At 58.7% G+C, this 20,726-nt stretch carries 20 protein-coding genes and 1 pseudogene; 11 read left to right on the top strand and 10 right to left on the bottom strand.

Going from position 1 to position 20,726, the window contains the following annotated elements:
• Window positions 1-2 precede the first annotated feature (2 nt).
• Window positions 3-1,055: a histidinol-phosphate transaminase gene (gene hisC, locus KGA88_RS04250; protein WP_110660542.1), complete on the top strand. Its 1,053-nt coding sequence runs from the start codon at window positions 3-5 to the stop codon at window positions 1,053-1,055.
• 123 nt (window positions 1,056-1,178) lie between these two features.
• Here hisC and algW read toward each other — a convergent pair whose 3' ends face one another.
• Complete coding sequence (gene algW / locus KGA88_RS04255; protein WP_110660541.1) at window positions 1,179-2,339, bottom strand: Do family serine endopeptidase AlgW; 1,161 nt, start codon at window positions 2,337-2,339, stop codon at window positions 1,179-1,181.
• A 103-nt stretch (window positions 2,340-2,442) separates the two neighbouring features.
• On the opposite strand from algW, the gene KGA88_RS04260 reads away from it, so the two are divergent.
• From KGA88_RS04260 to cysN, 3 genes are all read left to right on the top strand, one after another.
• Complete coding sequence (locus KGA88_RS04260) at window positions 2,443-3,201, top strand: Nif3-like dinuclear metal center hexameric protein (RefSeq protein WP_223589168.1); 759 nt, start codon at window positions 2,443-2,445, stop codon at window positions 3,199-3,201.
• A 257-nt stretch (window positions 3,202-3,458) separates the two neighbouring features.
• Entirely contained in the window at window positions 3,459-4,376 is a 918-nt protein-coding gene (cysD, locus tag KGA88_RS04265; RefSeq protein ID WP_007970286.1) for a sulfate adenylyltransferase subunit CysD, read from the top strand.
• Window positions 4,377-4,385: 9 nt separating this feature from the next.
• Window positions 4,386-6,284, top strand: coding sequence for a sulfate adenylyltransferase subunit CysN (gene cysN, locus KGA88_RS04270; RefSeq protein ID WP_223589170.1), 1,899 nt, complete (start codon window positions 4,386-4,388; stop codon window positions 6,282-6,284).
• Between the two features lie 175 nt (window positions 6,285-6,459).
• On the opposite strand, the pseudogene KGA88_RS04275 reads toward cysN, so the two are convergent.
• A pseudogene (locus tag KGA88_RS04275) lies at window positions 6,460-6,660 on the bottom strand (acyltransferase); the annotation flags it as partial.
• A gap of 221 nt (window positions 6,661-6,881) precedes the next feature.
• Between KGA88_RS04275 and KGA88_RS04280 the strand changes: the two are divergent.
• The 3 genes from KGA88_RS04280 to KGA88_RS04290 are packed head-to-tail and all read left to right on the top strand — an operon-like array spanning window position 6,882 to window position 8,796.
• Window positions 6,882-7,430 carry a hypothetical protein gene (locus KGA88_RS04280; RefSeq protein WP_223589172.1) on the top strand — a complete coding sequence of 183 codons (549 nt, stop codon included), beginning with the start codon at window positions 6,882-6,884 and terminating at the stop codon, window positions 7,428-7,430.
• On the top strand, window positions 7,417-8,001 hold the full coding sequence (locus KGA88_RS04285; protein ID WP_110660537.1) for a 2OG-Fe(II) oxygenase: 585 nt from the start codon (window positions 7,417-7,419) through the stop codon (window positions 7,999-8,001). The genes KGA88_RS04280 and KGA88_RS04285 overlap by 14 nt, the downstream gene beginning before the upstream one ends.
• Window positions 8,002-8,004: 3 nt before the next feature.
• Window positions 8,005-8,796 (top strand): hypothetical protein, encoded by a 792-nt coding sequence (locus tag KGA88_RS04290; RefSeq protein ID WP_223589174.1) that lies wholly within the window; start codon window positions 8,005-8,007, stop codon window positions 8,794-8,796.
• Window positions 8,797-9,204: 408 nt separating this feature from the next.
• Here KGA88_RS04290 and KGA88_RS04295 read toward each other — a convergent pair whose 3' ends face one another.
• The 3 genes from KGA88_RS04295 to KGA88_RS04305 are packed head-to-tail and all read right to left on the bottom strand — an operon-like array spanning window position 9,205 to window position 12,594.
• The gene (locus KGA88_RS04295) at window positions 9,205-10,107 is read right to left on the bottom strand and encodes an acyltransferase (protein WP_110660535.1); all 903 of its coding nucleotides are present in this window, start codon (window positions 10,105-10,107) and stop codon (window positions 9,205-9,207) included.
• Window positions 10,108-12,207 carry a phosphate acetyltransferase gene (pta, locus tag KGA88_RS04300; protein ID WP_090453103.1) on the bottom strand — a complete coding sequence of 700 codons (2,100 nt, stop codon included), beginning with the start codon at window positions 12,205-12,207 and terminating at the stop codon, window positions 10,108-10,110. It abuts the gene before it with no gap.
• A gap of 60 nt (window positions 12,208-12,267) precedes the next feature.
• Complete coding sequence (locus tag KGA88_RS04305) at window positions 12,268-12,594, bottom strand: DUF3565 domain-containing protein (protein ID WP_110660543.1); 327 nt, start codon at window positions 12,592-12,594, stop codon at window positions 12,268-12,270.
• Here KGA88_RS04305 and KGA88_RS04310 point away from each other — a divergent pair.
• From KGA88_RS04310 to KGA88_RS04320, 3 genes are all read left to right on the top strand, one after another.
• Complete coding sequence (locus KGA88_RS04310; RefSeq protein ID WP_007942189.1) at window positions 12,563-13,048, top strand: peptidylprolyl isomerase; 486 nt, start codon at window positions 12,563-12,565, stop codon at window positions 13,046-13,048. The genes KGA88_RS04305 and KGA88_RS04310 overlap by 32 nt on opposite strands.
• Before the next feature lie 122 nt (window positions 13,049-13,170).
• Complete coding sequence (locus KGA88_RS04315) at window positions 13,171-13,653, top strand: glutathione peroxidase (RefSeq protein ID WP_110660533.1); 483 nt, start codon at window positions 13,171-13,173, stop codon at window positions 13,651-13,653.
• A gap of 217 nt (window positions 13,654-13,870) precedes the next feature.
• Complete coding sequence (locus tag KGA88_RS04320) at window positions 13,871-14,974, top strand: NADH:flavin oxidoreductase (protein ID WP_223589176.1); 1,104 nt, start codon at window positions 13,871-13,873, stop codon at window positions 14,972-14,974.
• Between the two features lie 119 nt (window positions 14,975-15,093).
• Here KGA88_RS04320 and KGA88_RS04325 read toward each other — a convergent pair whose 3' ends face one another.
• A complete protein-coding gene (locus KGA88_RS04325) occupies window positions 15,094-16,293 on the bottom strand; it encodes a glycosyltransferase family 4 protein (protein ID WP_223589179.1) in 1,200 nt (399 codons plus the stop codon).
• Between the two features lie 57 nt (window positions 16,294-16,350).
• Window positions 16,351-17,103, bottom strand: a complete 753-nt coding sequence (gene cysZ, locus KGA88_RS04330; protein ID WP_223589182.1) for a sulfate transporter CysZ — start codon at window positions 17,101-17,103, stop codon at window positions 16,351-16,353.
• A 315-nt stretch (window positions 17,104-17,418) separates the two neighbouring features.
• Between cysZ and trxB the strand changes: the two genes are divergently transcribed.
• Window positions 17,419-18,375 (top strand): thioredoxin-disulfide reductase, encoded by a 957-nt coding sequence (gene trxB / locus KGA88_RS04335; RefSeq protein ID WP_110660719.1) that lies wholly within the window; start codon window positions 17,419-17,421, stop codon window positions 18,373-18,375.
• A gap of 178 nt (window positions 18,376-18,553) precedes the next feature.
• On the opposite strand, the gene KGA88_RS04340 is transcribed toward trxB, so the two are convergent.
• The 3 genes from KGA88_RS04340 to KGA88_RS04350 all read right to left on the bottom strand — a co-directional run bounded on the left by KGA88_RS04340 (window position 18,554) and on the right by KGA88_RS04350 (window position 20,658).
• A complete protein-coding gene (locus KGA88_RS04340; RefSeq protein WP_223589185.1) occupies window positions 18,554-19,804 on the bottom strand; it encodes an aspartate aminotransferase family protein in 1,251 nt (416 codons plus the stop codon).
• 226 nt (window positions 19,805-20,030) lie between these two features.
• Window positions 20,031-20,369, bottom strand: coding sequence for a HopJ type III effector protein (locus KGA88_RS04345; RefSeq protein WP_110663362.1), 339 nt, complete (start codon window positions 20,367-20,369; stop codon window positions 20,031-20,033).
• Window positions 20,362-20,658 (bottom strand): DUF1244 domain-containing protein, encoded by a 297-nt coding sequence (locus tag KGA88_RS04350; RefSeq protein ID WP_008150700.1) that lies wholly within the window; start codon window positions 20,656-20,658, stop codon window positions 20,362-20,364. The genes KGA88_RS04345 and KGA88_RS04350 overlap by 8 nt, the downstream gene beginning before the upstream one ends.
• Window positions 20,659-20,726 lie beyond the last annotated feature (68 nt).

The raw sequence follows: 20,726 nt of genomic DNA on the forward strand, positions 1-20,726 counted from the left end.
ACATGAGTAAATTCTGGAGCCCGTTCGTCAAGAATCTGGTGCCTTACGTCCCGGGTGAGCAGCCGAAGCTGGCAAAACTGGTAAAGCTCAACACCAACGAAAACCCGTACGGTCCATCGCCGAAAGCCTTGGCCGCGATGCAAACCGAACTCAATGACAACCTGCGCCTGTACCCGGACCCGAACAGCGATCTGCTGAAGAACGCGGTCGCCAAATACTACGGCGTGCAGGGTAACCAGGTTTTCCTTGGCAACGGTTCCGATGAAGTACTGGCGCACATCTTCCACGGTTTGCTGCAGCACGATCAGCCGCTGTTGTTCCCGGACATCAGCTACAGCTTCTACCCGGTCTACTGCGGGTTGTACGGTATCAAGTTCGACGCGGTGCCACTGGATGAGCAGTTCCAGATCAGCCCGGCGGACTACGCCAGGCCGAACGGCGGGATCATTTTCCCCAACCCGAACGCCCCGACCGGCTGCCTGCTGGCGCTGGAAGCGGTGGAGCAGATTCTCAAGGCCAGCCCGGATTCGGTGGTCGTGGTGGACGAGGCCTACATCGATTTCGGCGGCGAGACGGCGATCACCCTGGTCGATCGTTACCCGAACCTGCTGGTGACCCAGACCCTGTCCAAGTCCCGCTCCCTGGCCGGCCTGCGGGTTGGCCTGGCGGTCGGGCATCCGGACCTGATCGAGGCGCTGGAGCGGATCAAGAACAGCTTCAACTCTTATCCGCTGGACCGCATGGCGAATGTCGGCGCCGCTGCCGCGTTCGAGGATCGCGAATATTTCGACAAGACCTGTCGGTTGGTGATCGAGAATCGCGAGAAGGTCGTTGCGCAGCTTGAGGAGAAGGGTTTTGAAGTACTGCCATCGGCGGCGAACTTCATTTTCGCCCGTCACCCCCGGCACGATGCGGCGGGGCTTGCGGCGAAGTTGCGTGAGCAAGGTGTGATCGTCCGGCACTTCAAGCAGGAGCGGATTGCCCAGTTCCTGCGGATTTCCATCGGTACGCCAGAGCAGAACCAGGCGTTGATCGACGGCCTGGGCGACCTCTAAACCACCTCTATCCCCTTGTGGGAACGGGCTGGCTCGCGAAGAACGATAATGCGGTGTAGTTGATGTACCGCGTTAACGTTCTTCGCGAGCAAGCCCGCTCCCACAGGGGTTTGTTTCGCCTGCTTACTCTTCTTCTTTCTCTTTGACCGGTGCCGGTGGCGGACGCAAGCCAATTTCCGCGGTCAGCTTGAGCTCCTTGCCGTTGCGCATCACTTGGATCGTGACCTTGTCGGTCGGTTTGATCCGCGCCACCTGATTCATCGAGCGTCGGCCATCTCCGGCCGGTTCGCCATCGATGGCAAGAATCACATCACCCAGTTGCAGGCCGGCCTTCTGTGCCGGGCCATCGCGGAAAATCCCCGCCACGACAATGCCCGGGCGCCCGGACAAACCGAACGATTCGGCCAATTCCTGGGTCAGCGGCTGCACTTCGATACCCAGCCAGCCACGAATCACCTGGCCGTGCTCGATGATCGACTTCATCACTTCCATCGCCAGCTTCACCGGAATCGCGAAACCGATACCCTGGGAGCCGCCGGACTTGGAGAAGATCGCCGTGTTGATGCCGGTCAGGTTGCCAATGGCATCCACCAGCGCACCGCCGGAGTTGCCGGGGTTGATGGCGGCGTCGGTCTGGATGAAGTCTTCGTAGTTGTTCAGGCCCAGCTGGTTGCGACCGGTGGCGCTGATGATGCCCATGGTCACGGTCTGGCCGACGCCGAACGGGTTGCCGATGGCCAGCGCGACGTCGCCGATGCGGATGTTGTCGGAGCGCCCCACGGTGATTGACGGCAGGTTTTTCAGGTCGATTTTCAGAACCGCGAGGTCAGTCTCCGGGTCGCTGCCGATCACCCGCGCCAGGGTTTCCCGGCCGTCCTTGAGCGCCACCACGATCTGGTCGGCGCCGCTGGTCACGTGGTTGTTGGTCAGGATGTAGCCTTCCGGGCTCATGATCACGCCGGAGCCGAGACTCGATTCCATGCGTTTCTGCTTGGGCGAGTTATCGCCGAAGAAGCGCCGGAACTGCGGATCTTCGAACAACGGATGGTTGGGTTTGTTGATGACTTTGGTGGTGTAGAGGTTCACCACCGACGGCGCGGCGGTGGTCACGGCGTCGGCATAGGACACCGGACCCTGCTGCATGCTGGTGGTTTGCGGCGCCTGCTGCAGGTTGACGTCGAGGCTCGGGAGCCCGACCCATTCGGGGTAACGCTGGATTATCAAAAGAGCGACAAGCACGCCGGCCAACAGCGGCCAGCCGGAAAAACGCAGCGCCTTGAGCATTAAGCACGTCCTGAGAGAGTTGCAGGCGGTATGAGACCGCTCATAATGACGCGCATTATACGAGGCCGCACGCGCCTCTGAACGGGATATTTAGGAGTCTTTTATGGCCGTCGCCCTGAGCACCCTCGTCGAAGAAGCCGACCGTTACCTCAACAGCGCCAAAATCGCCGATTACTGCCCCAACGGCCTGCAGGTCGAGGGCCGTCCGCAAGTGATGCGCATTGTCAGTGGCGTCACCGCCAGCCAGGCTTTGCTCGATGCCGCCGTGGAGGCCAATGCCGACCTGGTGCTGGTGCATCATGGCTACTTCTGGAAGGGCGAGAACCCGTGCATCACCGGCATGAAGCAGCGCCGCTTGAAGACCCTGCTCAAGCACGATATCAGCCTGTTGTCCTATCACCTGCCGCTGGATCTGCACCCGGATGTCGGCAATAACGTGCAGCTCGCACGGCAGCTCGACATCACCGTCGAAGGCCCGCTGGACCAGGACAACCTGAAGATTGTCGGCCTGGTCGGCTCGCTGAATGAACCGATGATGCCCCGGGATTTCGCCCGTCGCGTCCAGGAAGTCATGGGGCGTGAGCCGTTGCTGATCGAAGGCAGTGCCATGATTCGCCGCGTCGGCTGGTGCACCGGTGGCGGCCAGGGTTACATCGATCAGGCCATTTCGGCCGGCGTTGACCTCTACCTCAGCGGCGAGGCTTCCGAGCAAACCTTCCACAGTGCCCGGGAAAACGACATCAGTTTCATCGCCGCCGGTCACCATGCCACCGAGCGCTACGGCGTTCAGGCGCTGGGGGATTACCTGGCGCGACGCTTTGCGCTGGAGCACATCTTCATCGATTGCCCGAATCCGATCTGAAACGCATCCCTGTAGGAGCGAGCCTGCTCGCGATGGTCGTCAACGATAACGCTGGGAGCCTGACACCCCGCGGTGTTCTCAGGCTCATCGCGAGCAGGCTCGCTCCTACGGGGGGAACGCGTTTCGCCCAAACGCGGGGGCATATTCATATGCTCTTTCGATCTAGTTGGCGTCCTGATTAGAAGAGGTCGCTGTGCTAGGATCCCCGCTCGAACACGGCCCGCTGGCCGTTCATAAGAAAGCTTTCGTGAGTAGCCATGGTCGACAAACTGACGCATCTGAAACAGCTGGAGGCGGAAAGCATCCACATCATCCGCGAGGTGGCCGCCGAGTTCGACAACCCGGTGATGCTGTACTCCATCGGTAAAGACTCCGCCGTGATGCTGCATCTGGCACGCAAGGCGTTCTTCCCGGGCAAGCTGCCGTTTCCGGTGATGCATGTCGACACTCGCTGGAAATTCCAGGAGATGTACGCCTTCCGTGACAAGATGGTCGCCGAGCTGGGCCTGGACCTGATCACCCACGTCAACCCGGACGGCGTGGCGCAGAACATCAACCCGTTCACCCACGGCAGCGCCAAGCACACCGACATCATGAAGACCGAGGGCCTCAAGCAGGCACTCGACAAGCATGGTTTCGACGCAGCTTTCGGCGGCGCCCGTCGCGATGAAGAGAAATCCCGCGCCAAAGAGCGCGTGTACTCGTTCCGCGACAGCAAGCACCGCTGGGACCCGAAGAACCAGCGTCCAGAGCTGTGGAACGTCTACAACGGCAAGGTCAACAAGGGCGAATCCATTCGTGTATTCCCGTTGTCGAACTGGACCGAGTTGGACATCTGGCAGTACATCTACCTGGAAGGCATCCCGATCGTCCCGTTGTACTTCGCCGCCGAGCGTGAAGTCATCGAGAAGAACGGCACGCTGATCATGATCGACGACGAGCGCATCCTCGAGCACCTGAGCGATGAAGACAAAGCGCGCATCGTCAAAAAGAAAGTGCGTTTCCGTACCCTTGGTTGCTACCCGTTGACGGGCGCGGTGGAGTCCGAGGCCGAAAGCCTCACGGACATCATTCAGGAAATGCTCCTGACGCGAACTTCCGAGCGCCAGGGCCGTGTCATCGACCACGATGGCGCAGGCTCGATGGAAGACAAAAAACGTCAGGGTTATTTCTAAGGGGTTGTCATGTCGCACGTATCTGATTTGATCAGCGAGGACATCCTCGCCTACCTGGGCCAGCACGAACGTAAAGAGCTGCTGCGCTTTCTGACCTGCGGTAACGTCGACGACGGCAAGAGCACCCTGATCGGGCGCCTGCTGCACGACTCCAAGATGATCTACGAAGATCACCTGGAAGCGATCACCCGCGACTCGAAAAAAGTCGGCACCACCGGTGAAGACATCGACTTGGCGTTGCTGGTCGACGGCTTGCAGGCGGAGCGCGAGCAGGGCATCACCATCGATGTCGCGTACCGCTACTTCTCCACCGCCAAGCGCAAATTCATCATTGCCGACACCCCCGGCCATGAGCAGTACACCCGTAACATGGCTACCGGTGCTTCCACCTGTGACCTGGCGATCATCCTGGTCGACGCCCGCTACGGCGTGCAGACCCAGACCCGTCGCCACAGCTTCATCGCCTCCCTGCTGGGTATCAAGCACATAGTCGTGGCCATCAACAAGATGGACCTCAAGGACTTCGACCAGGGCGTGTTCGAGTCGATCAAGGCCGACTACCTGCAGTTCGCCGAAGGCTTGAAGTTGAAGCCCACCAGCATGCACTTCGTGCCGATGTCCGCCTTGAAGGGCGACAACGTGGTGAACAAGTCCGAGCGTTCGCCGTGGTACACCGGTCAGTCGCTGATGGAAATCCTCGAGACCGTGGAAGTGGCGGGCGATCGCAACTTCACCGACCTGCGTTTCCCGGTGCAGTACGTCAACCGTCCGAACCTGAACTTCCGTGGCTTCGCCGGTACGCTGGCCAGCGGCATCGTCAAGAAAGGCGACGAAGTCGTGGTGCTGCCGTCGGGCAAGAGCAGCCGCGTGAAATCCATCGTCACCTTCGAAGGTGAGCTGGAGCACGCAGGTCCTGGTCAGGCTGTCACGCTGACCATGGAAGACGAAATCGACATCTCCCGTGGTGACCTGTTGGTTCACGCCGACAACGTGCCGCCGGTGACCGACAGCTTCGAGGCCATGCTGGTATGGATGGCTGAAGAGCCGATGCTGCCGGGCAAGAAATACGACATCAAGCGCGCCACCAGTTACGTGCCTGGCTCCATTGCCAGCATCGTCAACAAGGTCGACGTCAACACCCTCGAAGAAGGCCCGGCCAGCTCGTTGCAACTGAACGAAATCGGCAAGGTCAAGATCGCGCTCGATGCGCCGATTGCCCTCGACGGTTACGACAGCAACCGCACCACCGGCGCCTTTATCATCATCGACCGCCTGACCAATGGCACCGTTGGCGCCGGCATGATCGTCGCCCAGCCTTTGGCCCATGGCACCAGTACGCACCACGGCAAACTGGCCCACGTCGCCACCGAAGAACGCGCACAGCGCTTCGGCCAGCAACCGGCTACCGTGTTGTTCAGCGGCTTGTCGGGCGCGGGCAAAAGCACCTTGGCGTATGCGGTTGAACGCAAGTTGTTCGACCTGGGTCGTGCGGTGTTCGTACTCGATGGCCAGAACCTGCGTCACGACCTCAACAAAGGTCTGCCACAGGATCGCGCCGGACGTACCGAGAACTGGCGTCGTGCCGCGCACGTTGCGCGTCAGTTCAACGAAGCGGGTCTGCTGACCCTGGCGGCGTTCGTTGCGCCGAGTGCCGAAGGTCGTGAGCAGGCCCGGGAACTGATCGGCAAGGAGCGTCTGCTGACGGTCTACGTCCAGGCTTCGCCAACGGTCTGCGCCGAGCGTGATCCGCAAGGCTTGTACGCGGCGGCTGGGGATAACATCCCGGGCGAGTCCTTCCCGTACGACGTGCCGCTGGATGCCGATCTGGTGATCGACACCCAGTCCGTGTCGCTGGAGGAAGGCGTCAAGCAGGTGCTGGCTCTGCTGCGCAAGCGTGGTGCGATCTAAGCGCTAGCCGGAAATGAAAAACCCGCAGACAAGTGATTGTCTGCGGGTTTTTTGTTGCCTCTAGATTGCTATCGCTGGCAAGCCAGCTCCCACAGGTTTCTCGGTCGTACACAGTATTTGTATTCACTGCAGCTCACTGTGGGAGCTGGCCAGCGATAGAGCCGGTACAGGCACCTCAATACTTCGCTGGATACTCGCGATGCATCTGTTCCAGCAACGCATCCTTGTCCTGCCACAACTGATTGATCCAACCCTGGAACTGCAATCGGTACTCGCCGTCCTGATCGTAATTCTTGCCGATGAACTGCAGCGGAATGTTCAGTTGCTGAAAATGCACCACCACGTCTTTCACGTATCCACATAGCAGATCCCAGAACCAGGAAGCCTCTGAAAATCTAAAGTCAGAAGGAATAGTCAGAATCCTTGACCGGAAATGGACTACAAGAAAGTCGGAAGTTATGAAGTTTTATTGTTTTGTAAATGAGAATAGTGTTTGCAACAGGGTAGATGTGTTTTTGCGCAGATTGTATCAAGTCGAGCAATTGCAAGGAAGTCGGTGATTGCTTAAAAAGTAAGCTTGCGCTTGAGGATCAAGGTGTGCGAAATAAATTTTTTCCCGTTCCGGTTGGTTATGTTTCTAGTGCTTTTGAGATCATTTTCTGTGTAATTGTTCTGTTGTTGTATCTTGTTTTTTCTCTTTGTATTTATAGTAGGTTGATAGAAGTTCCTCCGGTTCCTGATAAGTTAGTTATGAAAGATGCTTTTGTATATAGGGGGTATTCACAAGCTTCAAAGACAACATCTTTTTTGTATCTGAGGGTTGGAGCTGATGACGCTGCTTACAAATATATCATTGAGGCTTCGAATCGTGATGTTATGTACACGGACTTTGATAAGCCAAGAAGGTTGTGGGTGGCAGTAGATACTGACGAAAGTAAAAAATTTGTTTGGGGAGTATATGATGAAGATTATGGGTTGTTGATAAGTCGTCAAGATATATTGCGCTGGGCTAGCTCAGTTAATATCGATAATTACTTTGTGCTTTCTTTGTTATTTATTTCATCGTTGTATTTCCTTTATATTATTTTTTTGACTGGTGTTTGGAATAGGTGTGCAGCGAAAAGGATGGCTTGTGAAAATAAATAAGATTGATGATGAGATATTTGTAATTGACGATTTTTTAACTCAAGGGGAAGAGGAGTGCATAAATGTTCAACTCAAGAGCGCCGTTTGGAGATACAACTGGCCAAATTATGAGGAGCTTCCATTTGTTAGGCCTTGTTGGCATGTTTTTATTGCGGGTAAAGGTCGGCCGGATCGGAAGTCATGTTTAGACGAATTAGACAGAAGTGAATCTTGGCGTTTTCTTGTCGGCTTCTGGGAAAGGTTATCAATATTACATGATTTCAAAATCACGTTATTAGGTGTTTATGCAAATGGGCAAACATTTGGGCAAGACACGATTATACATCGGGATAACAAGACGCATCCAGGGATGACAGTGATCGTGTTTTGTAATGAGCACTGGCCAACATCCTGGGGAGGTGAACTCGTATTCTACGATGACAAAAAAGAAAATATTATTAAATCAGTACTTCCAAAATCGCGGCGTGTGGTGATTTTTGACGGGCGAGTTCCACATGCGGCGAGATCGCCTTCAGTAAAGTGTGATCAGGTAAGGATGACGCTTGCGTTCAAAACTGTGATTAAGGAGTAGTATATGGCCGGGAAAGCCGAAATATTTGTAGCTGTCGTCAATGATGGTGTGACTATTGGCTCGGGGGCGACTGCAGTATCAGATCAGTTTTTAGTCAACGGAACTGGAATGGTGTTGCTGAGTCAGTCGGTGCAGACCGGTGCTGTGATAGCGAGTGTTACCTCGGTGACAAAATTAGCAGGTCCTTATGTACCGATTGTAAATATGCCGGCCAATATAGTCGCCGGTACGATAACTTTTCTGAAAATAGGGGTCGACTTCAGAGATGGGCGCGAAATCAAGACGGGTGACGTTGTCAGTCTGGTTGGTAATGTTGCAGGGGTGATTGCAACCATGGCAGTTTTGCTAGCGGCGCCATTTTCGGTTGTTGCTACCTTAAGTGTTGTAGCTATCGGCACCGGTATATATTCGATTTATAATTCAGAAGTGCTTGGTGCTATTGCGACAAATACCAAAAATTTCTTCAACGATAAAGGGTTGGAAAACTACCTTGACTATGTATGTGCGCCGGATATGCAAATTGTCCACAAAAACACTTTGAGGGATGTCTACGGCAATCAGATGCTTTCCTGTAATTGGATATCTGAAACCGGAGAGCTACAGCCCTCAGCGGTACCTGTTTTCGATGAAAATATAGGCGGTGGAGGGCTATATATACCAATATCTCCTGTTTTACCGGCTCCTCCTGATGTTATCCCAGTTGTAACTATCGGGCCGCTTGAGATTAATGATGGCTCTGATGACAGCGGTGATGAGTATGGATGCTGTACTGGGGGAAGTGATGGTTATGTGTAGCGAAATCCATATATAAGTTGTCTGTTCCTGATTTTTGTCTTCAGATTTTCAGTAAAAACCAACTGGATATTCGACAGTCTTAAGCGACAAGCCCGAGTCAGGCTGAACTTAAGAGTGCGCTGGTGTGTGGGTAATCGTCAGCTTCATCGCTTGGAACTGAGCTCCGTTTCGCTGGAAGAAGGCGTCAAGCAAGTGCTGAGTCTGCTGCGTGAGCGTGGGGCGATCTAAGTCTTAGCCGGAAATGAAAAACCCGCCAGTGAGCGATCATCGGCGGGTTTTTTGTGTTGTTGAAAACGCCTTCGCTGGCAAGCCCGCTCCCCAAGTTTTGAGGGTGTTCGCAAAATTTGTGAACGGCACGGTCCCTGTGGGAGCTGGCTTGCCAGCGATGAGGCCATAACAGACACCTGATTACTTTGCTGGAAATTCCCGATGCATCTGCGCAAGCAACGCATCCTTGTCCTGCCACATCTGATTGATCCAGCCCTGGAACTGCAGGCGGTATTCCCCGTCCTGGTCGTAGTTCTTGCCAATGAACTGCGGCGGAATCTTCAGCTCTTCAAAGTGCACCACCACGTCCGCGACGTTGCCGCACAGTAAATCCCAGAAGCCAGGACGACCTGCCGGATAGTGGATGGTCACGTTGACGATCGACTCCAGTTGTTCGCCCATGGCATCCAGCACGAAGGCAATGCCACCGGCCTTTGCCTTGAGCAAATACTTGAACGGTGACTGCTGCTGGGCATGCTTGCCCTCGGTGAAGCGCGTGCCTTCGACGAAGTTGAAAATGCCCACCGGATTGTCGCGAAATTTCGCACAGGTCTTGCGGGTGGTTTCCAGGTCCTTGCCTTTCTTTTCCGGGTGCTTCTCCAGGTATGCCTTGGAGTAGCGCTTCATGAACGGGAAGCCCAGTGCCCACCAGGCCAGGCCGATCACCGGAACCCAGATCAGCTCCTGCTTGAGAAAGAACTTCAACGGTTGGATGCGCCGGTTGAGTACGTATTGCAGCACCAGGATGTCGACCCAGCTCTGGTGGTTGCTGGTGATCAGGTACGAGTGCTGATAGTCCAGGCCTTGCAGGCCGCTGATGTGCCAGCGGGTGCGACGGACCAGGTTCATCCAGCCTTTGTTGAGGCTGATCCAGGCTTCATGGGTATGGCTCATCAGCCAGCCGGCGAGGCGTTGGGTGAGGGCGAACGGCAAGACCTTGACGAGCGCCACGCAGAACAGGAACGAGCAGAGCAAAATCGTGTTGAGTGCCAACAGCAGCGCGGCGATCACGCCGCGCAACGGGGCGGGTAGAAAATCCAGCATTTACACATCCATAGGTCGGTTGGCGGCTTGAATCGCGGTCAGGGCGATGGTGTAGACGATGTCATCGACCTGCGCGCCGCGCGGCAAATCGTTCACCGGTTTGCGCAGGCCTTGCAGCATCGGCCCGAGGCTGACGCAGTCGGCGCTGCGCTGCACAGCCTTGTGGGTGGTGTTGCCGGTGTTGAGGTCGGGGAACACGTACACCGTGGCACGACCGGCCACCTGGCTGTTCGGCGCCAATTGCCGGGCCACGCTTTCGTTGGCGGCGGCGTCGTACTGCAACGGGCCGTCGATCAGCAGCGAGTGCTGTTGTTCGTGGGCGAGCAGGGTGGCTTCGCGGACTTTCTCGACCTCTTCACCGCTGGCCGATTCGCCGCTGGAGTAGCTGATCATCGCCACCCGTGGGGTGATGCCGAATGCCGCCGCCGAGTCGGCGCTTTGCAGGGCGATCTCGGCCAGTTCGCTGGCGCTTGGGTGCGGGTTCATCACGCAATCGCCGTAGACCAGCACCTCTTCCGGAAACAGCATGAAGAACACCGACGACACCAGGGTGCAGCCAGGCGCGGTCTTGATCAGTTGCAGGGCGGGGCGGATGGTGTTGGCGGTGGTGTTGATCACGCCCGAGACGAGTCCGTCGACTTCATCCAGGGCCAGCATCATGGTACCGATCACCACGGTGTCTTCCAGTTGTTGCTCGGCCATCGGCGCGTTGAGGCTTTTGCTTTTGCGCAGCGCGACCATGGGCTCGACATAGCGCTCGCGGATCGAGTCCGGGTCGATGATTTCCAGGCCTGGCGGCAGCTCGATGCCCTGTGCGCGGGCGACGGCCTGCACGTCCTCGGGCTTGGCCAGCAACACACAGCGAGCGATGCCGCGGGCCTGGCAGATCGCGGCGGCCTGCACGGTCAGCGGTTCGCTGCCTTCGGGCAACACGATGCGCTTGTTGGCCGCCTGGGCGCGCTGGATCAATTGATAGCGGAACACCGCTGGCGACAAACGCATCTCGCGCGGTGTACCGCAGCGCTGATGCAGCCAGTTGGCATCGAGGTGGCCGGCGATGAAATCGGTGATGATCTCGGCGCGCTCGCGGTCATCGATGGGGATTTCCTTGTTCAGGCCATTGAGCAGGTTGGCGGTGTCGTAGGAGCCGGTACTCACCGACAGCACCGGCAACCCGGCCTGCAGGGCGCCGCGGCACAGGTCCATGATGCGCGGGTCGGGCAGGGTGTCGCTGGTCAGCAGCAGGCCGGCCAGCGGCACGCCGTTCAGGGCCGCGAGGCTGACGGCGAGGATGATGTCGTCGCGGTCGCCGGGGGTCACCACCAGCACGCCGGGCTTGAGCAGCTCCACGGTGTTGCGCATGGTGCGGGCGCAAATGATGATCTTGGTCATGCGTCGGGTTTCATAGTCACCGGCGTTGAGCACTTGCGCGCCCATCAGGTCAGCGACGTCGCGGGTGCGCGGGGCGTTCAGTTCCGGCTGGAATGGAATGCAGCCGAGCAAGCGGAAATCGCCGCTGCGCAATAGTGGCGAATGCTCCTTCAGGCGGGTGGCAAAGGCCTCCATGCTTTCCTCGGTCTTGACCTTGTTGAGGATCACGCCGAGGACTTTCGGGTCTTTCGGGCCGCCGAACAATTGCGCCTGCAACTCGACGCGACCGGAGAGCTCGGTCAGCACTTCGTTTTCCGGTGCCGAGACCAGGATCACCTCGGCGTCGAGGCTCTTGGCCAGGTGCAGGTTGACCCGCGCGGCGTAACTGGCGCTACGGGTCGGCACCATACCTTCGACGATCAGCACGTCCTTGCCGATGGCAGCCTGCTGATACAGGGTGATGATTTCTTCGAGCAACTCATCGAGCTGACCATCGCCAAGCATGCGCTCGACATGGGCCAGGCCCAGTGGCTGAGGCGGCTTCAGGCCGTGGGTACGCGCCACGAGTTCGGTGGAACGTTCCGGGCCCGTGTCGCCCGGATGCGGCTGGGCAATCGGTTTGAAAAAGCCGACCTTGAGCCCGGCGCGCTCAAGGGTACGCACCAGCCCGAGGCTGATGGAGGTCAGACCCACACCAAAATCGGTGGGCGCGATAAAAAAAGTTTGCATGCGGATTCTCTGGAGGTGCATGGCAAAGGTGAACGCCTATAGCTGGCGATCTACCGAAATTCAGTCGCCAAGGTTATCGCTAACCGAGCCTTGTGCGCACCAACCACAATCAAAGGGTTGGCCGATTTTTTCCTGGCGCTGTGCAGGGTCCATGACCCAGGCGCGCGATTGCCAGGGTGGCTGGTGCCGCAGGTGTTGGCTATGGCCGCAGGAAAGCTCGGCCACCCAGTGGCCGTCCTCGTCCTGATGGAAGCCTGTGACCGTCGAATCCCGTTTGTCCGGGTTGTGTTCGCTTTCGGTCGATTGCTTCGCTAAACTTGGCCTTTCAATCTTCTTATGCAAAAGGTCTCGCCCCATGCTGATCGCCGCCAATAAGGCTGTCTCCATCGACTATACCCTGACCAACGACGCTGGTGAGGTCATCGACAGCTCCGCCGGCGGCGCGCCGCTGGTCTACCTGCAAGGCGCAGGCAACATCATCCCGGGCCTGGAAAAGGCTCTGGAAGGCAAGGCTGTCGGCGACGAACTGACTGTAGCCGTTGAACCGGAAGACGCTTACGGCGAGTACGCTGCCGAACTGGTCAGCACCCTGAGCCGTAGCATGTTCGAAGGCGTCGACGAGCTGGAAGTGGGCATGCAGTTCCACGCTTCCGCTCCGGACGGCCAGATGCAGATCGTGACCATCCGTGATCTGGACGGTGACGACGTGACCGTTGACGGCAACCACCCGTTGGCCGGTCAGCGCCTGAATTTCCAGGTCAAGATCGTTGCCATCCGTGACGCCAGCCAGGAAGAAATCGCTCATGGCCACGTCCATGGCGAAGGTGGCCATCACCACTGATTTCTGCGCTAAGCTCAGATAACTGGAGAGGCGCCCCGAGGGCGCCTTTTTAGTCTGCGGCCGTCCCTGACGACACCGCCAAGTGGCTGTTTCGAGAAGAACACGGGAATCTGGAGTACGTCATGAGTGCTTTTCACGACCTTAAATTGACAGCCCTGGATGGTCAGGAGCTACCTCTGGCGCCTTTCAAGGGCCAAGTCGTACTTGTGGTCAACGTCGCCTCCAAATGCGGCTTGACCCCTCAATACGCAGCGCTGGAAAACCTCTACCAGCAATACAAGGCTAAAGGTTTCAGTGTATTGGGCCTGCCGTGCAACCAGTTTGCCGGGCAGGAACCGGGGACCGAACAAGAGATCAAGGATTTCTGCAGCCTCAACTATGGCGTGACCTTTCCGTTGTCCAGCAAGCTGGAAGTCAACGGGCACGAACGTCATCAGTTGTATCGCCTGCTGGCGGGCGAGGGCGCGGAATTCCCCGGCGATATCACCTGGAACTTCGAGAAGTTCCTGCTGGGCAAGGACGGCCGTGTACTGGCTCGGTTCTCGCCGCGCACGGCACCGGATGATCCGACCATCGTCCACGCAATTGAAAAAGCGCTGAGCTGATATCTCCCCCTGTAGGAGCGAGCCCGCTCGCGATGGTCGCCAACGATAACGCTGCAAGCCTGATACGGTGCGGCGTTCTCCAGTCCATCGCGAGCGAGCTCGCTCCTACAATATTTCCTATCTTTTGGTCCTTAATCACTGCAATCAATAGTGCTGTTCAAAACGACGCCCGCTCCATATTATCGTCGTCATAAAATTATTTCCCGTGGAGCGTCCCATGCCTGTACAAGCCCTGTTCAAACCGTTCCACCTCGGCACCCTCGAACTGCCGACCCGCGTCGTCATGGCGCCGATGACCCGCTCCTTTTCCCCGGGCGGCGTACCAAATTCCAAAGTGATTGAGTACTACCGTCGCCGCGCCGCAGCGGGTGTCGGCCTGATCATCACCGAAGGCACCACCGTCGGTCACAAGGCTTCCAACGGCTACCCGAACGTTCCGCATTTCTATGGTGAAGCGGCCCTGGCGGGCTGGAAGAAAGTCGTCGACGCCGTTCACGCCGAAGGCGGCAAGATCGTTCCGCAGCTGTGGCATGTGGGCAGCGTGCGCCGTATCGGCACCGAGCCGGACGCCAGCGTGCCGGGTTATGGCCCGTCGGAAAAAGTGAAGGAAGGTCAGGTCGTGGTGCACGGCATGACCAAACAGGATATCCAGGACGTGATCGCTGCGTTCGCCCAGGCCGCCAAGGATGCCCAGAGCATCGGCATGGACGGCGTTGAGATCCACGGCGCCCACGGTTACCTGGTCGACCAGTTCTTCTGGGAAGGCAGCAACCAGCGTACCGATGAATACGGCGGCAGCCTGGCCAACCGCTCGCGCTTCGCCATTGAATTGATCCAGGCCGTGCGTGTCGCGGTCGGCGAAGGTTTCCCGATCATCTTCCGTTTCTCCCAGTGGAAGCAGCAGGACTACAGCGCACGCCTGGTACAAACCCCGCAAGCCTTGGGCGAGTTCCTCAAGCCATTGGCCGACGCGGGCGTGGATATTTTCCACTGCTCGACCCGCCGCTTCTGGGAGCCGGAGTTCGACGGTTCCGAGTTGAACCTGGCAGGCTGGACCCGCCAACTCACCGGCAAGCCGACGATCACCGTGGGCAGTGTCGGCCTGGATGGCGAGTTCCTGCAGTTCATGGTCAACACCGACAAGGTCGCACAACCGGCCAGCCTGGAAAAACTGCTGGAGCGCCTGAACAACGACGAGTTCGACCTGGTGGCGGTCGGTCGTGCGTTGCTGGTGGACCCGGACTGGGCGCAGAAAGTGCGTGATGGCCGTGAGGAAGACATTCTGCCGTTCAGCCGTGAGGCGTTGATGTCGCTGGTTTAAGCGGCGACGGGACAGACGCCTTCGCGAGCAAGCCCGCTCCCACAGGGGATTTGTGCATGACACAGATCCAGTGTGGGAGCGGGCTTGCTCGCGAAGACTGACTCAAAAACACTACAAAATCATGGAACAATCGGTGCATTCGGCACCACCATCTCCCCGGCACACGCCCCGCGCAACTGTCCCTCGAACTGTTCGATGATCGTCGCCCACCCCTGGCGACTGGCATGCTGGCGCGCATTGAGTCGCACATTGCGCAAGGTTTCCCTGTCCTCCAGCAGCCATGCCGCTGCATCGCGGAATGCTTCCTCATCCCCCGGCATCGCCAGCACACCGTTGTAGCCATGACGAATATGCTGGGCGGCCGCCGCTTGATCGTAGGCCACCACCCCGAGCCCCGAGGCGAGTGCTTCAAGCACCACATTGCCAAAGGTTTCGGTCAGGCTCGGAAACAGAAACACATCGCCTGATGCGTAGTGACACGCCAGGGCTTCACCCCGTTGGGTGCCGCAGAAAATCGCCTCGGGCATTTCCTTTTCCAGTTCCTGGCGCTGCGGACCGTCGCCGACCACGATCAGTTTCAGCCTGCGCTGGGGATAACTCGCCTTGAGGGTATTGAAGGTGCGCTTGAGCAGGCCGAGGTTTTTTTCCGGGGCCAGGCGTCCGACATGAATGACGGCGATGTCTTCCTCGGCCAGTCCCCATCGCTCGCGCAGGGCATTCAAGCGCTTGGCCGGGTGAAACAGTTCGCTGTCGACGCCTCGGGACAGCAACGCCAGCCGTTCGAAATGCCGCCGCTCCAGCTCCATGCGCTGACTGACGCTGGGCACCAGGGTCATGGTCGAGCGGTTGTGGAACCAGCGCAGGTAGTGGGTCAGCAGGCGCGTGAGCAAACCCAGCCCGTACTGGTTGGAGTACTGCTGGAAATTGGTGTGGAAACCGCTGACCACGGAAATCCCCAGGCGCCGTGCCGCACGCAAGGCCGACAACCCCAGCGGCCCTTCGGTGGCGATGTAGAGCACATCCGGGCGGTGACGCGTCCAGCGCCGCAGCAACTTGTGCATCGACGACTGGCCCCATTGCAGTCCGGGATAGCCCGGTAGCGGCCAGCCGCGGCACAGTAGCAATTCATCGTCACTGCCCAGTTGCTGGTCGCAGCCCTGACGCGGTCGCACCAGTTCCACTTGATGGCCGCGCGCGCGCAAACCGTCGCACAAGCGACCCAGGGTGTTGGCCACGCCGTTGATTTCCGGAGGGAAGGTTTCGGTGATCAGGGTGATATGCAGAGCTGTCGTCATGACCCCAGTGTCGGCTGGGGCCATGTCGTCAGTGTGACGTCGGGATGATGGATTTGTGACTGCGGTGCCAGCGCCGATGGCTCAGCGCTGGGTCACCAGGTTTTCCGCGCCGCGTTCACGCACCCAGAACAGCGTCGCCCCGGCCACGGCCGCCGGCATCATCAGGATGTTGACCACAGGGATCAGCAGCACCAGGTACACGCTGCCGCCAAAACTCATGCTCTGCCAGCGCTTCTGCCGCAGCCAGGCGAGCATTTCGTTCCAGCCCAGCTTGTGGTTGTCCGCCGGGTAGTCGATGTACTGGATCGCCATCATCCACACCCCGAACAACAGCCACAGCGGCGCGGCGATGATGTTCACCACCGGGATGAACGAGAGGATGAACAGCCCGATTGCTCGGGGCAGGAAGTAGCCGAGCTTGCGCATTTCCCGGGCCAGGGTGCGCGGGATCATTGCAATCAGTTCGCCCCAGCTGAAGGCCGGGAAATCATCGGTGCCGCGCACCACCACTTCGACTTTTTCCGCGAGGAAGCCATTGAATGGCGCGGCAATGATGTTGGCGAGCATGGTGAAGGTGAAGAACACCATCAGCACGACGAGCACCACGAACAGGGGCCAGAGGATGTAGCTGAGAAAGCTCAGCCAGTCGGGCAGGGACGGCATCAGCGTGTCGACCCACAGGCTGAATTGATGGCCGGCCAGGTAGATCAATCCGACGAACAGCACCAGGTTGATCGCCAGCGGCAACAGCACAAACAAACGCAGGCTGGGGCTCAGCACCAGCTTGAGGCCTTCGCGCAGGTATTGCGGGCCGGACAGGACAGGGGCGGGCATAAGAGGCTCCGGGCAGAGGGAAAACGCGCCGACCTTACCGGCTTTGCTTCACAGGCGAAAGCGCGGTGGCGGTATCGACATTCACTGTAACAAAGACGTCGATATCGTCGGCCAGATGGCATAGAGACCACCTATGAGCTGGATTGTTAATCCGTATTTCCTTAATCTTCGCCCCCTCGATACGCTGCACCCAATCTTTTTACAGGACGGTCGGGTTCAAGCCTTCCCCAAGTGCTTTCAACCGTTCTTTTTTATTCCAGCCGGCAATCCGGCGTTCCGCGCCAGGTATTCCGGGCCGGTCAACAGGAGCAGGTCATGTCTGAAGTCCGTCATTCGCGAGTGATTATTCTCGGTTCCGGCCCTGCCGGTTACAGCGCCGCGGTCTATGCCGCCCGTGCCAACCTCAAGCCACTGCTGATCACCGGCATGCAGGCCGGCGGTCAACTGACCACCACCACCGAAGTCGACAACTGGCCGGGCGACGTCCACGGCCTGACCGGCCCGGCGCTGATGGAGCGGATGCGCGAGCACGCCGAGCGCTTTGAAACCGAGATCGTGTTCGATCACATCAATGCCGTCGACTTCGCCGCCAAGCCATACACCCTGACCGGCGACAGCGCGACTTACACCTGTGACGCCCTGATCATCGCCACCGGCGCCAGCGCTCGTTACCTGGGCCTGCCATCGGAAGAAGCGTTCATGGGCAAAGGCGTTTCGGCCTGCGCGACCTGCGACGGTTTCTTCTATCGCAACAAGCCGGTAGCCGTGGTCGGCGGCGGCAACACCGCTGTCGAAGAAGCCCTGTACCTGGCCAACATCGCCAGCAAGGTCACCCTGATCCACCGTCGCGAAACTTTCCGCGCCGAGAAGATCCTGATCGACAAGCTGAACGCCCGTGTTGCCGAAGGCAAGATCGAGCTGAAGCTGAACGCGACCCTGGACGAAGTGCTGGGCGACAACATGGGCGTGACCGGTGCCCGGCTGAAGAACAACGACGGCAGCTTCGACGAAGTGAAAGTCGACGGCGTGTTCATCGCCATCGGCCACACCCCGAACACTTCGCTGTTCGAAGGCCAGTTGACCCTCAAGGACGGCTACCTGGTTGTGCAGGGCGGCCGTGACGGCAACGCTACTGCCACCAACCTCGAAGGCATCTTCGCCGCCGGTGACGTGGCTGACCACGTATACCGTCAGGCCATCACCTCGGCTGGCGCCGGTTGCATGGCGGCACTGGATGCCGAGCGTTACCTCGACGATCTGCAGAACGCTTGATTCTGCTGTTGTTGAAATAAGAAAACCGGCTTCGGCCGGTTTTTTGTGCCCGCGATTTACAACCTGAGCACATTCCAATGTGGGAGCGGGCTTGCTCGCGAAGATGGTGTGTCAGTCAATAATGATGTCGGCTGACACGCCCTCTTCGCGAGCAAGCCCGCTCCCACAGGGATTGTGTTCAGGTCAGCTTTGCGAGGCAGGCCTCAAGAATATCCAGGCCTTCCTCCAGTACTGATGCCTCGGTGGTCAGCGGTGCCAGCAGCCGGATGATGTGCCGCGACTTGCCGCTGGGCATCAGCAGCAAACCTGCCTCCCGCGCCAGGGCCAGCAGCTGCGTCAACTGCGCCGCTGCGGGCGAGCCGTCGGCATTCGCCAGTTCGATGCCGCGCATTGCGCCAACACCGGTCAGGCGACCGAGGTAGGGAGAGAGGTTGCGCTCACGCCAGGATTGGTAGCGACCGACAATCGCCTCTTCCTGTTGCGTGCCCCATGCTTGCAGATTGGCATCGGTCATTTCGTCCAGCGTCGCCAATGCCGCTGCGCAGGCGATGGGATTGCCGGAGTAGGTGCCACCGAGTCCGCCCTTGGGCAGGTTGTCGAGCAGCGACTTGCGCCCGACCACCGCCCCCAGCGGCACACCGCCGGCGATGCTTTTGCCGAGCAGGATCAGGTCCGGTTCGATGCCCAGCCTTGAGAACGCGAAGCGCTGGCCGGTACGGCCGAAACCGGACTGGATTTCATCGGCGATCAGCACAATGCCCTTGTCGTCGCAGAACTTGCGCAGCGCCTGGGCGAACTCCACGTCCATGGCCAGGAAGCCTGCTTCGCCCTGCACCGGTTCGACGATGAAGCAAGCCACGTCCTCGACATCGATTTCAACGCTGAACAACCGATCCATGGCCTTCAATGCTTCAGCGCAGGTCACGCCGTTGTCCGCGCTAGGGAAGGGCAGGTGATACACCGGCCCCGGTAGCACGCCGACTTTTTGTTTGTAGGGGGCGACTTTGCCGTTGAGGTTAAGCGTGGCCAGGGTGCGGCCGTGGAAGGCGCCATCAAAGGCGATCACTGCAGTGCGCCCGGTCGCGCCACGGACGATCTTCAGCGCATTCTCGGCCGCTTCGGCGCCGCTGTTGGTGAGCATGCCGCTGACCGGATAATCGACTGGAATGAACGCGCTGAGGCGGTCCATCAAGGCGAGGTAGGGTATATGGGGCGCGGCGTTGAATGCGTAATGGGTCAGCCGGGTGGCTTGTTCGCGAATGGCCTCGACGATGTGCGGATGGCAATGGCCGAGATTCAGCACGCCGATGCCACCGACGAAGTCGATGTAGCGTTTGCCATCGGTGTCCCACACCTCGGCATTCTTGCCGTGGCTGAGGGTGACAGGGTGAACGATATTGATCGACTGACTGATGGTTTCGCTGCGCATGGATGACCGGCTCGGAAGAAGGAGGACTTCTTTTTATCTAAGCCGTCGGCAGCGGTACCCGGCAAACGAAATAAAGTGGCGGGGTCAATCTTAAAAGTCAGGATGTGTGGTTAAGCACATGTAGGAGCGAGCCTGCTCGCGATGGTCGTGAACGATAACACTGGGTGCCTGATGCCGCGCAGCGCTCTCCGGTTCATCGCGAGCAGGCTCGCTCCTACAATTCAGATCAGCGGCGGGTCAGTGGCTGTTGGGTGAATGTCACGCCAGCCAGACCATGGGCGATCAATGCGCGGATATTGCCGTGGTCGCTGCCTTCAGGTGTGGCAACAACCGAGCGGTAATGCTCGCCGAACGCCAACAGCGCTTCTTCATCGCTCAAGCCTTCGAGCAGCGCCAGGCCCAGGGTCTTGCACGAACCTTCGTTCTGCCCGGCCGCGTTTTCCACGCCACCATTGTTGAAAGCCTGAGGCTGGTAGTCGTAACCGGCGGCGATGAAGGCCAGGGTGTCGGCGAAGGCGTGTTCGCCACTGTTGAGGCTGGCGCGCAGGGTGTTCAAATCACTCATTGGGTTTTCCTTTGGCGAACGCCGCCTGTTGTTCGGCGTTGGCTTCTTGCTGATATTGGGCTTTCCATTCGGCGTACGGCATTCCGTAAACCACTTCGCGGGCGTCGTCGAGGCTGACCTCGATCTGGCGCTCGTCGGCAGCCGCCTTGTACCACTTGGACAGGCAGTTGCGGCAGAAGCCAGAGAGGTTCATCAGGTCGATGTTCTGCACATCCTTGCGGCTGTCCAGGTGGGCCACCAGCCGGCGAAAGGCGGCGGCTTCGAGTTCCAGGCGTTGTTGATCGGTCATGGCGGTCTCTGCGAGACAGCTTCAAGCGGCAAGCTTCAAGCTGCAAGTTGGATGGCGGTGGCTGCCAG

The sequence above is a fragment of the Pseudomonas sp. A-R-19 genome (assembly GCF_019956575.1).
In the GTDB taxonomy this organism is placed as follows: domain Bacteria; phylum Pseudomonadota; class Gammaproteobacteria; order Pseudomonadales; family Pseudomonadaceae; genus Aquipseudomonas.